The sequence below is a fragment of the Kitasatospora sp. HPM-01-4 genome (assembly GCF_051374625.1).
In the GTDB taxonomy this organism is placed as follows: Bacteria; Actinomycetota; Actinomycetes; order Streptomycetales; family Streptomycetaceae; genus Kitasatospora.
This window is the reverse complement of record NZ_JBPQGP010000005.1, coordinates 6,301,889-6,314,099: the sequence shown is the minus strand read 5'-3', so window position 1 is coordinate 6,314,099 and position 12,211 is coordinate 6,301,889. Positions and strand designations below refer to the sequence as shown.

The following is a 12,211-nucleotide window of genomic DNA, read 5'->3' as shown; positions in this document are numbered from 1 at the left end:
ACCCCGGGAGTACGGATGTGCCGGGTGTCCGCGCTTGCCGCGCGGACGGATCGCCACGCAGCCCGGTCCTCACCCAGGGCACCCCGCCACGGACGGAGGGTTGCCGGACAGCAAGCTGGGGCTTGACGCTGTCACTCATGACCTGCGCTGGACTCTAGGGCAGCCTTCGAAGAACGGTCAACCGACATCCCGGAGTTCGGACACACCCGGGTCCCGCACCCGCAGGGGCGGGCGGACAAGGGCCCCTCGCCCTGGTCCGCCCGCCCCTGTCCAAGGGACCGGGCCGGGCCTCAACGCCGGGTGGTCGCCTCCGCCCACCGCTTGAGGACGTCCTGCGCGGCCCCCGAGTCGATGGCGGCCGCCGCCCGCTCCATCCCGGCCTTGAGCTGCTCGGCCAGCGGCGCGGCCGTCAGGTCCAGCGCCACCAGCGCGGCCGCGGTGTTGAGCAGGACGGCATCCCGCACCGGCCCGCGCTCCCCGCCGAGGACCCGGCGTGCGACACCCGCGTTGTACTCGGCGTCGGCCCCGCGCAGCGCCTCGATACCGACCAGCTCGATGCCGACGTCACGCGGGTCGAAGGCGTTCTCGGTGATCCGACCGTCCTTCACGATCCAGACGCGCGAGGTGGTCGAGACGGTCAGTTCGTCCAGGCCGTCGTCACCGCGGAAGACCAGCGCGGAGGAGCCCCGCCGGGCCAGCACGCCCGCGATCAGCCCGGCCAGCCGGGTGTCGAAGCAGCCGATCGCGTGCGCGGTGACATGGGCCGGGTTGGTGAGCGGCCCGAGGATGTTGAAGGCGGTCGGCACCGCGAGGTCACGCCGGGCGGGCGCGGCGTGCCGCATCGCCGGGTGGAACCTGGCGGCGAAGCAGAACGTCAGGCCGACCTCCTCGGCCACCTCGGCGACCCGGCGGGCACTGAGGTCCAGGCTGACGCCGAGCCGCTCCAGCACGTCGGAGGAACCGCTCGCCGAGGAGCTCGCCCGGTTGCCGTGCTTGACCACCTTCGCCCCGGCGGCCGCCGCCACGATCGCCGACATGGTGGAGATGTTGACGGTCTTCGCCCGGTCGCCGCCGGTGCCGACGATGTCCACCGCGGGACCGGGGATGTGCAGCGGCTCGGCGTGCGCGTACATCGACTCGACCAGTCCGGCGATCTCGTCCACCGTCTCGCCCTTGGCCCGCAGCGCCACCATGAACCCGGCCACCTGCACCGGGGTCGCCTCACCGCTCATGATCCGGTCCATCGCCCAGGCCGCGTCGGCCTGGGCGAGGTCGGTACCTGACAGCAGGGTGCTCAGGATGTCCGGCCAGGTGCGGATCACCTGCGCGGGGTCGATACCGCCGTTCGCAGGGTTCACGTTCACCATGGCTGACTCCAGCTCTCGTGTTTCACCGAAAGGAATGGAGTCAGCCTATCCACCGGGCGGGTGGCCGTGCCGTGGCCTTCTCTCCTGTCGGTGCGTACCGAGACCTTCGGCCCGCACCCGCGGATCAGTTCCGGGCCGGCGTCCGCGCCTCGATCCGGGCCCGGAGCAGGGTGGCGACGGCCTTGCCCAGGGCCACCGGGTCGACCGGCTGGGAGATCGCCGCGTCCGCCCGGCTCCAGGCGGCCAGCCAGGAGTCCTGCGGCCGGCCGATCAGTGCCAGCACCGGCGGGCAGCCGTAGATCTCGTCCTTGATCTGCCGGCCCACCCCGAGTCCGCCGGCCGGGACGGCCTCGCCGTCGAGGATGCAGAGGTCGACCCCACCGCGCTCCAGCGCCTTCAGCACCGCGGGAACCGTCGCGCACTCCAGGTAGCGCAGCTCCGGCAGGTCCGCGGCGGGCCGCCGGCCGAGCGCGAGGGTCACCTGCTCCCGAGTGTTGCGGTCGTCGCTGTAGACCAGAACGGTGAGCGTCTCGTCGGTCGTGTGCGCCATGGGCCCTGCTCCCGGGTGCTCGTCCTTTATAACGTCTGCTCCGACGAGTCCAGTGTGATCCGGACCACGTCCACTTCCGGATGCTACTCCCGCCCACCGCCCGAGGTGAGCCCCTGGCACGATCTCGCTCAAGCCATCACGCGCGACTCTCACCCACCCGGAGGACCGGTCGTCACCCCGGCCCGGCCACACCACCCGTACAGCGGATGCCCTAGCCCATCCGGACCCGCTCGGGCGGTAGCGACACGCGGGGCAGAGGAGTGCCGCCGACCCGCGGACCAGCCCCGATCGGCCCGAAGAACCATCAGAAAAGGGCCCCCGGTCCACTCGGCCCGCCCCCGGGCACCCGGGCGGAGCCCAACTGGGCATACCGCACGCACCGGACACTCCGAAGGGAGACCCCCGGCGTGAAGACGGAATAAGGGACCGACATAATGTCCGTCGTGGCGACAGCAACAGCAACAGAAACCGGACACGCGCACGGAGCGGTCAACAGGCCGAACCTCGTCAGCGTCGGAACCATCGTCTGGCTGAGCTCGGAGCTGATGTTCTTCGCGGCCCTGTTCGCGATGTACTTCACCCTCCGCTCGGTCAAGGGCGCAGAGTTCTGGACCGAGAAGGCGCACGCCCTGAACGTGCCCTTCTCCTCGGTGAACACCACGATCCTGGTGCTCTCCTCCCTCACCTGCCAGCTCGGCGTCTTCGCCGCCGAGCGCGGTGACGTGAAGAAGCTCCGCTCCTGGTTCGTGGTCACCTTCGTGATGGGCGCGATCTTCATCGGCGGCCAGATCTTCGAGTACACCGAACTGGTCAAGAAGGACGGCCTCTCGCTGTCCTCCGACCCGTACGGCACGGTGTTCTACCTGACCACCGGCTTCCACGGCCTGCATGTGACGGGTGGTCTGATCGCCTTCCTGCTGGTCCTGGGACGGACCTACGCAGCCAAGCGGTTCACGCACGAGCAGGCCACCGCCGCGATCGTGGTGTCGTACTACTGGCACTTCGTCGACGTCGTGTGGATCGGCCTGTTCGCGACCATCTACCTGATCAAGTAACCAGCTGATCAGGTCGCTGGCCGCCGGTCGGAGGCAGCGCTCGCCCGCCAGAGGGCTGTGCCGCTCCGACCTGAACGCGCGTTCCCGAAGCCGGCCCAGAGCAGACCGCGCCGCCGGGCACGCCCACCAGCCGACGACCAGATCCTGACACCGGGGTTATTCCGTGAAAAAGCTCTCCGCACGACGGCGCCACCCACTGGCGGCGCTGGTCGTCCTACTTCTCGCCCTGGCGGCCACCGGGGGGCTGTACGCCGCGTTCGCGCCCGCCGAGAAGGCGCAGGCCGACACCTCGGCGCAGTCGCTCGCGATCGATGAGGGCAGGAAGCTCTTCGCCGTGGGCTGCTCCTCCTGCCACGGCCTGAACGGCCAGGGTTCCTCCGACGGCCCGAGCCTGGTCGGCGTCGGCTCCGCCGCTGTCGACTTCCAGGTCGGCACCGGCCGTATGCCCGCGCAGCAGCCGGGCGCCCAGGTCCCGCGCAAGAAGGTCGTCTACAGCCAGACCGAGATCGACCAGCTGGCCGCCTTCGTGGCTTCGCTCGGCCCCGGCCCGGTTGCCCCGACCAAGGACCAGTACACCTCCACGGACCCGAACGACGTGGCCAAGGGTGGCGAGCTGTTCCGCACCAACTGCGCCCAGTGCCACAACTTCGCCGGCCAGGGCGGTGCCCTGACCCGCGGTAAGTTCGCCCCCACGCTGGAGGGCGTCGACGCGAAGCACATCTACGAGGCCATGCAGACCGGCCCGCAGAACATGCCGTCGTTCCCCGACACCACCATGCCGGAGGAGCAGAAGAAGCAGATCGTGGCCTTCGTCCGCCACACCACCAATGAGGAGCCCAACCCCGGTGGTCTCGCCCTGGGCAGCCTCGGTCCGGTGACCGAGGGTCTGTTCGGCTGGATCTTCGGTCTCGGTGCCCTCATCGCGGTCGCGATCTGGGTCGCCGCCCACACCACCAAGGCCAAGAAGTCATGAGCCACGACATTCCTGAAGAGAAGCTGCCGGAGGCGCACGACGCCTCCCACGGCCACGAGGTGGCCGAGCACGGCGACCCGTTCGCCGACCCGGGCCTGCCGGCCCACGAGCCTCGCCGTACCGACATCGACGAGCGGGCCGCCAAGCGCGCCGAGCGCCAGGTCTCGCTGATGTTCATCGTCTCGATGCTCGCCACGATCGGTTTCATCGCGTCGTACGTGATCTTCCCGATCGACAAGATCATCTACGTCTTCCCGCTGGGCCACATCAGCGCGCTGAACTTCGCGCTGGGTCTGACCCTGGGCGTGGCGCTGTTCTGCATCGGCGCGGGCGCGGTCCACTGGGCCCGCACCCTGATGTCCGACGTCGAGATGCCGGCCGAGCGCCACGCGATCGAGGCTGACGACGAGGTCCGCAACGACGTCATCGAGCAGTTCAAGACCGGCGCCGCGGAGTCCGGCTTCGGCCGCCGCAAGATGCTGCGCAACACCCTCATCGGCTCGATGGCACTGGTGCCGCTCTCCGGTGTCGTCCTGCTGCGCGACCTGGGCCCGCTGCCGGAGAAGAAGCTGGCGTCGACCAACTGGCGCGAGGCCACCACGGCCAAGCCGATCCAGCTGATCAACATGAACACCAACCAGCCGATGAAGGCCGAGGACATCGCCGTCGGCTCGCTGACCTTCGCCAAGCCGGAGGGCCTGGAGGAGTCCGACGAGGACTTCCAGCAGCGCATCGCCAAGGACGCGCTGATGATCGTCCGGATCGCTCCGGAGGACATCAAGGACGCCAAGTCCCGCGACCTCGGCTTCGAGGGTGTTCTCGCCTACTCCAAGATCTGCACCCACGTCGGCTGCCCGATCAGCCTGTACGAGCAGCAGACCCACCACGCGCTCTGCCCCTGCCACCAGTCGACCTTCGACCTGGCGGACGGTGCGCGCGTGATCTTCGGCCCGGCCGGTCACCCGCTGCCGCAGCTGAAGATCACCACTGACGAGAAGGGCTTCCTGGTCGCCACCGGCGACTTCGCCGAGCCCGTCGGCCCGAGCTTCTGGGAGCGCTCATGAGTTCCGCGAGCAGCGTCAGCACCGACGCCAAGCCCAGCAGCGGCAGCACGCGCGCCAAGCCCGCCAACAAGTGGGAGGCGGCAGCTGACTGGACGGACGGCCGGCTGGGGATCTACTCCCTCGCCAAGGCCAACCTGCGCAAGATCTTCCCGGACCACTGGTCCTTCATGCTCGGTGAGATCTGCCTCTACAGCTTCGTCATCATCATCCTCACGGGTGTGTACCTGACGCTGTTCTTCAAGCCGAGCATGGCCGAGGTCGTCTACCACGGCCCGTACGCCCCGCTCGACGGCATCAAGATGTCCGAGGCGTACGCCTCGACCATGAACATCAGCTTCGAGGTCCGCGGCGGTCTGCTGATCCGCCAGATCCACCACTGGGCCGCGCTGGTCTTCGTCGCCGCGATGATCGTGCACATGCTGCGCGTCTTCTTCACCGGCGCGTTCCGCAAGCCGCGCGAGATCAACTGGGTCTTCGGCTTCCTGCTGCTGATCCTCGGCATGTTCGACGGCTTCTTCGGCTACTCGCTGCCCGACGACCTGCTGTCCGGTACCGGTATCCGCTTCATGGAAGGCGCGATCCTCGCCGTTCCGCTGGTGGGCACCTACATCCAGATGTTCCTGTTCGGCGGCGAGTTCCCCGGCACCGACATCGTGCCGCGGTTCTTCACCATCCACGTGCTGCTCATCCCGGGCATCATGCTGGGCCTGCTGGTGGCGCACCTGATCCTGGTCTTCTACCACAAGCACACCCAGTGGGCGGGCCCGGGCAAGACCGAGAAGAACGTCGTCGGCATGCCGCTGATGCCGGTCTACATGGCCAAGGCCGGTGGCTTCTTCTTCCTGGTCTTCGGCATCATCGCGGCGATCTCCGCGATCGCCACGATCAACCCGATCTGGGCCTACGGTCCGTACCGCCCCGACCAGGTGTCGACCGACGCCCAGCCGGACTGGTACATGGGCTTCTCCGAGGGTCTGATCCGTGTCATGCCGGGCTGGGAGGTCCGGGCCTGGGGCCACACCCTGAACCTGGGTGTCTTCATCCCGCTGATGATCTTCCCGCTGGTCCTGGTCTCGATCGCGGTCTACCCGTTCATCGAGAGCTGGATCACCGGCGACAAGCGCGAGCACCACATCCTGGACCGCCCGCGCAACGCCCCGGTCCGTACCGCCCTCGGTGCGGCCTGGATCGCCGAGTACCTGGTCCTGCTGATCGGTGGTGGCAACGACCTGTTCGCCACGCACTTCCACCTGTCGCTCAACTCGATCACGTACTTCGTCCGGGTCGGCTTCTTCGTCGTGCCGGTGCTGGTCTTCTTCATCACCAAGCGCTGGTGCCTCGGCCTGCAGCGCCGCGACAAGGAGAAGGTGCTGCACGGTCGCGAGACCGGCGTCATCAAGCGCCTGCCGCACGGTGAGTTCGTCGAGGTCCACGCCCAGCTGCCGCAGGACAAGCTCTACAAGTACGTGGCGCACGAGCAGCACGAGCCGCTCGAGCTCCCGGCCCAGGTCGACGAGAACGGCGTCAAGCGCAAGGTCGGCCGCATGGAGAAGACCCGCGCCAAGCTCTCGCAGGGCTACTTCGGCGAGGGTGGCCAGATCCCCAAGCCGACGGCGGAGGAGCACCGCGAGATCACCAGCGGCCACGGCCACCACTGATCCCGCGCGGCAACGCCGCTGATCGCCACCTGAGGGCCCCTGCCCGGCACACGCCGGGCAGGGGCCCTCGGCCGTTCCCGCCCACTCGCCTCCGGGCTGCTCCCGCCCACCCGCCTCCGGGCTGCTCCCGCCCACCCGCCTCCGGGCTGCTCCCGCCCGCCGCGACGCCGTGCGCTCCCGCATCCGTCGGCTCCGGCGGCTCCGGCGGCGGCCGGCCCGGGCCGCCGGGGGCACACCGGGGCTGCCGGGCCGCGACGGCCTGGCGTGGCGACCATTCGGGCACAATGGGATCCAACGAACCGTCAGGAGCCCATCAGTGCAGCTGCGCATCGACCACTCATCCGCCACTCCCCCGTACGAGCAGGTCCGCGCGCAGATCGCCGAGCAGGCCCGCAGCGGCGCCCTGCCGGCCGGTCTCAAGCTGCCGACCGTCCGGGCACTGGCCGAGCAGCTCGGCCTGGCCGCCAACACCGTGGCCCGTGCGTACCGGGAGCTGGAGGCGGACGGTGTGGTCGAGACGCACGGCCGGCGCGGCACCCTGATCGCCGCCGTCGGCGACACCGCGCACCGCCTCGCCGCCACCGCCGCCGCCGAGTACGCCGACCGTGCCCACCGGCTCGGTCTCTCCCAGGACGAGGCGATGAGCACGGTCCACGACGCTCTCAGGCTGGCGTACGGGGCCTGACGGCCGGAGCCTAGACCTGCGGCAGCAGGGTGCCGACCGCCCCGGCCTCGTCCGCCCTGCCCGACGTCTCGACGGTCCGGCCGAGGGAGCTGTGCTTGGTCCACTCCGACCAGGCGATGTTCCAGTCCCCGAAGCCGTTGCCGAACGGCTCCATCATCCGGCCCAGGCTGTTCACCACCTGGACCACGTCCCCGATCCTGGTCTCGTCGAAGAACCACTTGGCGTTGGCCGTGCTCATCCCGGTACAGCCGTGGCTGATGTTCTCCACGCCCTGGGAGGAGAGCGACCAGGGCGCCGCGTGCACGTACTCGCCGCTCCAGGTGACCCGGGTGGCCCACTTGACGTCGGTGTCGAAGGCGTCGGGACTGTCCGCGGCGATTCCGATGGTCTCGCTCTTCATCCGGACGTCGGCCTCCTGGCCGAGCACCACCTTGATGCCGTTGCGGGTGGAGAACCCGGGCTTGCCGGTGGTCACGGGGATGGTGTTCACCACCTCGCCGTTGCGGCGGTAGGTCAGGTAGTGCGCGGCCGCGTCGATCAGCACCTCCACCCGGTCGCCGGTCCTGATGGTCCGGGTGACCGCGTCGCCCGCGTACAGGCCGTCGGCGATCCGGCCGCCGGGGCGGTCGAAGCCGAACTTGATGCTGGCGTGGGCGGGCCAGTACTCCTTGGGCCTGAAGTGCAGGTTGCTGTCGTCCACCCAGTACCAGGAACCGGTGACGGCGGGATCGGAGACCACCGTGAGGCTGCGTTCGACCTCCTGCCGGGCCGCCGGATCCTTGATCGGCTGGGAGAGCTTGACGGTGAGCGGCTGTCCGACGCCGTACACGCCCGAGTGGTTGGCGTCGGGGCCCAGCTCGGCGGTCAGCCTGGCCTGTCCCGTCGCCGTGGTGAGCGAGCCGACGGTCTCGCCGCGGCCGCCGTCGCCGTCGTCCGCGGCCACCCGGATCAGGTACCTGGTACCGGCCGCGAGCCGCCCCACGCTCTGCCAGCTGCGCTGGTCGTCGGCCAGCTTGCCGGTGACCTGCCGGCCGTCCGGCCCGGTGACGGTGACGTCGGTGAGCCTGCCGCCCCGCTCGGCCGTGACCGTGATGGGCAGGTTCGGGTCGACCGCCTCGGTCCCCGGGAGACGCACCAGGGGCTTCACGTCCACGGCGCTGACCGCCTCCACCGAACCGTCACCACCGACCGAACAACCCGCCAGCGGGGCCAGTACCAGAAGTGCCACGACGACTGCTGCCCGCCGGGGGCCCGCTCCGTGAATGCCGCTCAACGCTGCCTCCAGGTCGCACCCAGAAGAGGATTCTGACGATGCTTCCGAGCGTAGGAAGGCGGCTTCGGCACGGACTACCGCTCACAGCCCCGGCTGGACCGAACGGGTAAGCGATACATCCCTATGGACTTATCCGATTAACAGAACGGCGTCGGGCCGACCCCCCGAAGGGGACCGGCCCGACGCCGTTGCTCCTCACTCACCCACGGGCGATCTCGCCCCGGTGGCTCGTGAGGGGAGCGATGCGAACCTACTGGTTCTGGTTCTCGCCCCGGTAGAACTCGAAGACCCAGCCGTACAGGCCGATCAGGATGATCGGGGCCGCCCAGAACATCAGCCACCAGCCGAAGATGATGCCCAGGAAGGCCAGGGCGCCACCGACCGCCAGCGAGAGCGGCTGCCAGCTGTGCGGGGCGAAGAAGCCCAGCTCACCGGCGTCGTCCGCGACCTCGGCCTCGGGGTTGTCACCGGCGCCGCTGTCCACCCGGCGGGCGGTGAAGGCGAGGTAGTACCCGATGAAGGCACACAGACCGAAGGCCAGGAACAGCGCGGTGGTACCGGCCGCCTCCTTGGCCCACAGGCCGTAGGTGATGGCGACCGCCAGAACGAAGACCGCCAGGCCCAGGAAGATCTTGCCCTGTTCCTTCATCAGGCGTTCCCACCCTTCTTGCCCTTGCCCAGCGCCGGGGCGTCGTACTTCGCGGGGGTCACACCTTCGAAGTGCTTGGCCGGCTCACCGTGGTTCTCCAGGTAGTCCAGCGCGGCGATCTCCGGGTGGTGCAGGTCGAAGGCCGGGGATTCGGAGCGGATCCGGGGCAGGGTGAGGAAGTTGTGCCGCGGCGGCGGGCAGGAGGTCGCCCACTCCAGCGAACGGCCGTAGCCCCACGGGTCGTCGACGGTGATCTTCTCGCCGTACTTGGCGGTCTTCCAGACGTTGTAGAGGAACGGCAGGATCGACAGACCGAGCAGGAACGAGCCGATGGTGGAGACGGTGTTCAGCGTGGTGAAACCGTCCGAAGCCAGGTAGTCGGCGTAGCGTCGCGGCATACCCTCGGCACCCAGCCAGTGCTGGACCAGGAAGGTGGTGTGGAAGCCGAAGAACAGCGTCCAGAAGGTGATCTTGCCAAGGCGCTCGTCGAGCATCTTGCCGGTCATCTTCGGCCACCAGAAGTGGAAGCCGGCGAACATCGCGAACACGACGGTACCGAAGACCACGTAGTGGAAGTGGGCGACGACGAAGTACGAGTCCGAGACGTGGAAGTCGATCGGCGGGGAGGCCAGCAGAACACCGGTCAGACCACCGAAGAGGAAGGTGACCAGGAAGCCGACCGTCCAGAGCATCGGGGTCTCGAAGCTCAGCGAGCCCTTCCACATGGTGCCGACCCAGTTGAAGAACTTCACACCGGTCGGGACCGCGATCAGGAAGGTCATGAAGGAGAAGAACGGCAGCAGCACCTGGCCGGTGACGTACATGTGGTGCGCCCACACCGTCACGGACAGACCGGCGATCGCGATGGTGGCCGCGATCAGACCGGAGTAACCGAACATCGGCTTGCGGCTGAAGACCGGGATGATCTCCGAGATGATGCCGAAGAACGGCAGCGCGATGATGTAGACCTCGGGGTGGCCGAAGAACCAGAACAGGTGCTGCCAGAGCAGCGCTCCACCGTTGGCCGGGTCGAAGACGTGCGCCCCGAACTTGCGGTCCGCCTCCAGGGCGAACAGCGCGGCCGCCAGGACCGGGAAGGCCAGCAGGACCAGCACGGCGGTCAGCAGGGTGTTCCAGACGAAGATCGACATCCGGAACATCGTCATGCCGGGCGCGCGCATGCAGATGATCGTGGTGATGAAGTTGACCGCACCGAGGATCGTGCCGAAGCCGGAGAAGGCCAGACCCATGATCCACATGTCGGCGCCGACACCCGGCGAGCGGACCGCGTCCGACAGCGGCGAGTAGGCGAACCAACCGAAGTCGGCGGCACCCTGCGGGGTGAGGAAGCCGGCCACCGCGATCAGCGAGCCGAACAGGTACAGCCAGTAGGCGAACATGTTCAGTCGCGGGAACGCGACGTCAGGAGCGCCGATCTGGAGCGGCATGATCCAGTTCGCGAAACCGGCGAACAGCGGCGTCGCGAACATCAGCAGCATGATCGTGCCGTGCATCGTGAACGCCTGGTTGAACTGCTCGTTCGACAGGATCTGGGTCCCGGGACGAGCCAGCTCGGCACGCATGACCAGCGCGAGGATGCCACCGATCAGGAAGAACGCGAACGAGGTACCGAGGTACATCGTGCCGATCGTCTTGTGGTCGGTGGTGGTCAGCCACTTGATGATCGTGGAACCCGGCTTACGGGTCCTGGTGGCCCCGCCTGCCGAGAGCCCGGAAGTCCCGCCGGCGGCGGCGGGCTCGTTGAGGATAGTCACTTCTCACCTTCAATGCCCGTGATGCCCGAGGGCACCGCGCCGCTCTGGCCCTTGGCCCGGAGCTCCTTCAGGTGCTGCTCGTACTCGTCGTGCGAGACCACCTTGACGTTGAACAGCATCCGGGAGTGGTCGACGCCGCAGAGCTCGGCGCACTTGCCCCGGAAAGTGCCGTACGAGGTCGGGGTGACCTCGAAGCTGTTGACCAGACCCGGCACGACGTCCATCTTCATCATGAAGTTGACGGGCCAGAAGTCGTGGATAACGTCCCGCGAGGTGAGACGGAACTGCACCGTCTCGTTGATCGGCAGGTACAGCGTCGGCGCCTCGGCGGGGGTACCGACCTCGTACGCGGCGTTGGTGTTCGCCGGGTTGGGGTTCTCGGTGTTCTCGTAGTTGAACGCCCAGCTCCACTGGAAGCCGACCACGTTGACGTAGTGCTGCGGCTTGGCGGAGGTCTGGGTGAGCCGGGCCTCGTCGCGGGCGACGAAGTAGAACAGCACCGAGACGATGACGATGGGGACCGCGGTGTACAGCGCCTCAATCGGCACGTTGTACCGGGTCTGAGCCGGGACCTCCACCTTGGTGCGGCTGCGCCGGTGGAAGATCACGCTCCAGATGATCAGACCCCACATCAGTACGCCGACTACCAGCGCCGCGATCCACGAGCCCTGCCACATGTGGAGGACCAGTGGGCCTTCCTTGGTGACGGGCGACGGGAGGCCAAGCCTGGGCAGGTCGTTGGCCGAGCAGCCGGTAGCGGTCGCGATGACGAGGCCCAGTGCCAGCGCCTGAGGCAGCTTCCGCCGCATCGTGCGCCGCGGCGAGCGGTCGGAGCCGTTGGGACTCACGTAGCGCCTTCCCGAAGTCTCGCCCGGGGATCGCGTCGCCCCCGGGAGTGCTGTGCGCCTCCCCGGCGACCCGGCCACGGGCACGGTTTGAATGCTTATGCGGGCCAAACCCTACTCCAGCCTTATGCGCTCCTGACGGGCAGGTCCCGCTAACGCGCCGCCCGCCTACCCGATCAGCCCCGGCACGCACGGAATCCCTGGTCATCGTGGCCGTTCGAGCTTTGCACACCCAATCGTGGGATGGCAGTGCGACACCCGGGTGACGGACCGTCGGGCCTTCGCGAATCGGACAAACGAGGTCACCACGAGCGATT

At 68.5% G+C, this 12,211-nt stretch carries 11 protein-coding genes and 1 riboswitch; of the genes, 5 read left to right on the top strand and 6 right to left on the bottom strand.

Translation table 11 applies throughout. The features are described 5' to 3' along the window. Nucleotides 1-25 precede the first annotated feature (25 nt). A riboswitch (SAM riboswitch) is annotated at nt 26-143 on the bottom strand. A gap of 147 nt (nt 144-290) precedes the next feature. Next, a complete protein-coding gene (gene trpD / locus ACSMTC_RS27550) occupies nt 291-1,367 on the bottom strand; it encodes an anthranilate phosphoribosyltransferase (protein WP_436562402.1) in 1,077 nt (358 codons plus the stop codon). 124 nt (nt 1,368-1,491) lie between these two features. Continuing rightward, the gene (locus ACSMTC_RS27545; RefSeq protein WP_436562401.1) at nt 1,492-1,917 is read right to left on the bottom strand and encodes a response regulator; all 426 of its coding nucleotides are present in this window, start codon (nt 1,915-1,917) and stop codon (nt 1,492-1,494) included. 434 nt (nt 1,918-2,351) lie between these two features. On the opposite strand from ACSMTC_RS27545, the gene ctaE reads away from it, so the two are divergent. From ctaE to ACSMTC_RS27520, 5 genes are all read left to right on the top strand, one after another. Then, nucleotides 2,352-2,972: an aa3-type cytochrome oxidase subunit III gene (gene ctaE, locus ACSMTC_RS27540; RefSeq protein ID WP_436562400.1), complete on the top strand. Its 621-nt coding sequence runs from the start codon at nt 2,352-2,354 to the stop codon at nt 2,970-2,972. A gap of 163 nt (nt 2,973-3,135) precedes the next feature. Beyond that, the gene (gene qcrC, locus ACSMTC_RS27535; RefSeq protein ID WP_436562399.1) at nt 3,136-3,945 is read left to right on the top strand and encodes a cytochrome bc1 complex diheme cytochrome c subunit; all 810 of its coding nucleotides are present in this window, start codon (nt 3,136-3,138) and stop codon (nt 3,943-3,945) included. Beyond that, nucleotides 3,942-5,009 carry a cytochrome bc1 complex Rieske iron-sulfur subunit gene (gene qcrA / locus ACSMTC_RS27530; protein ID WP_436562398.1) on the top strand — a complete coding sequence of 356 codons (1,068 nt, stop codon included), beginning with the start codon at nt 3,942-3,944 and terminating at the stop codon, nt 5,007-5,009. Before qcrC ends, qcrA begins: the two co-directional genes overlap by 4 nt. Beyond that, nucleotides 5,006-6,667, top strand: a complete 1,662-nt coding sequence (gene qcrB / locus ACSMTC_RS27525) for a cytochrome bc1 complex cytochrome b subunit (RefSeq protein ID WP_436562397.1) — start codon at nt 5,006-5,008, stop codon at nt 6,665-6,667. The genes qcrA and qcrB overlap by 4 nt, the downstream gene beginning before the upstream one ends. A gap of 316 nt (nt 6,668-6,983) precedes the next feature. Beyond that, nucleotides 6,984-7,352 carry a GntR family transcriptional regulator gene (locus tag ACSMTC_RS27520; protein ID WP_436562396.1) on the top strand — a complete coding sequence of 123 codons (369 nt, stop codon included), beginning with the start codon at nt 6,984-6,986 and terminating at the stop codon, nt 7,350-7,352. 10 nt (nt 7,353-7,362) lie between these two features. Here the strand turns inward: ACSMTC_RS27520 and ACSMTC_RS27515 are convergent, their stop codons facing one another. From ACSMTC_RS27515 to ctaC, 4 genes are all read right to left on the bottom strand, one after another. Next, a complete protein-coding gene (locus ACSMTC_RS27515; protein WP_436562395.1) occupies nt 7,363-8,580 on the bottom strand; it encodes a L,D-transpeptidase in 1,218 nt (405 codons plus the stop codon). Nucleotides 8,581-8,875: 295 nt separating this feature from the next. Beyond that, nucleotides 8,876-9,274, bottom strand: coding sequence for a cytochrome c oxidase subunit 4 (locus ACSMTC_RS27510; RefSeq protein ID WP_436562394.1), 399 nt, complete (start codon nt 9,272-9,274; stop codon nt 8,876-8,878). Continuing rightward, nucleotides 9,274-11,049, bottom strand: a complete 1,776-nt coding sequence (gene ctaD, locus ACSMTC_RS27505) for an aa3-type cytochrome oxidase subunit I (protein WP_436562393.1) — start codon at nt 11,047-11,049, stop codon at nt 9,274-9,276. Before ctaD ends, ACSMTC_RS27510 begins: the two co-directional genes overlap by 1 nt. After that, the gene (ctaC, locus tag ACSMTC_RS27500) at nt 11,046-11,897 is read right to left on the bottom strand and encodes an aa3-type cytochrome oxidase subunit II (RefSeq protein WP_436562392.1); all 852 of its coding nucleotides are present in this window, start codon (nt 11,895-11,897) and stop codon (nt 11,046-11,048) included. The genes ctaD and ctaC overlap by 4 nt, the downstream gene beginning before the upstream one ends. Between the last annotated feature and the right edge of the window lie 314 nt (nt 11,898-12,211).

Bases quoted from the DNA above. Each gene is read 5' to 3' on its own strand.
- ACSMTC_RS27545 (WP_436562401.1), bottom strand. From the start codon at position 1,917: ATGGCGCACACGACCGACGAGACGCTCACCGTTCTGGTCTACAGCGAC.
- trpD (WP_436562402.1), bottom strand. From the start codon at position 1,367: ATGGTGAACGTGAACCCTGCGAACGGCGGTATCGACCCCGCGCAGGTG.
- ACSMTC_RS27510 (WP_436562394.1), bottom strand. From the start codon at position 9,274: ATGAAGGAACAGGGCAAGATCTTCCTGGGCCTGGCGGTCTTCGTTCTG.
- qcrB (WP_436562397.1), top strand. From the start codon at position 5,006: ATGAGTTCCGCGAGCAGCGTCAGCACCGACGCCAAGCCCAGCAGCGGC.
- qcrA (WP_436562398.1), top strand. From the start codon at position 3,942: ATGAGCCACGACATTCCTGAAGAGAAGCTGCCGGAGGCGCACGACGCC.
- ctaE (WP_436562400.1), top strand. From the start codon at position 2,352: ATGTCCGTCGTGGCGACAGCAACAGCAACAGAAACCGGACACGCGCAC.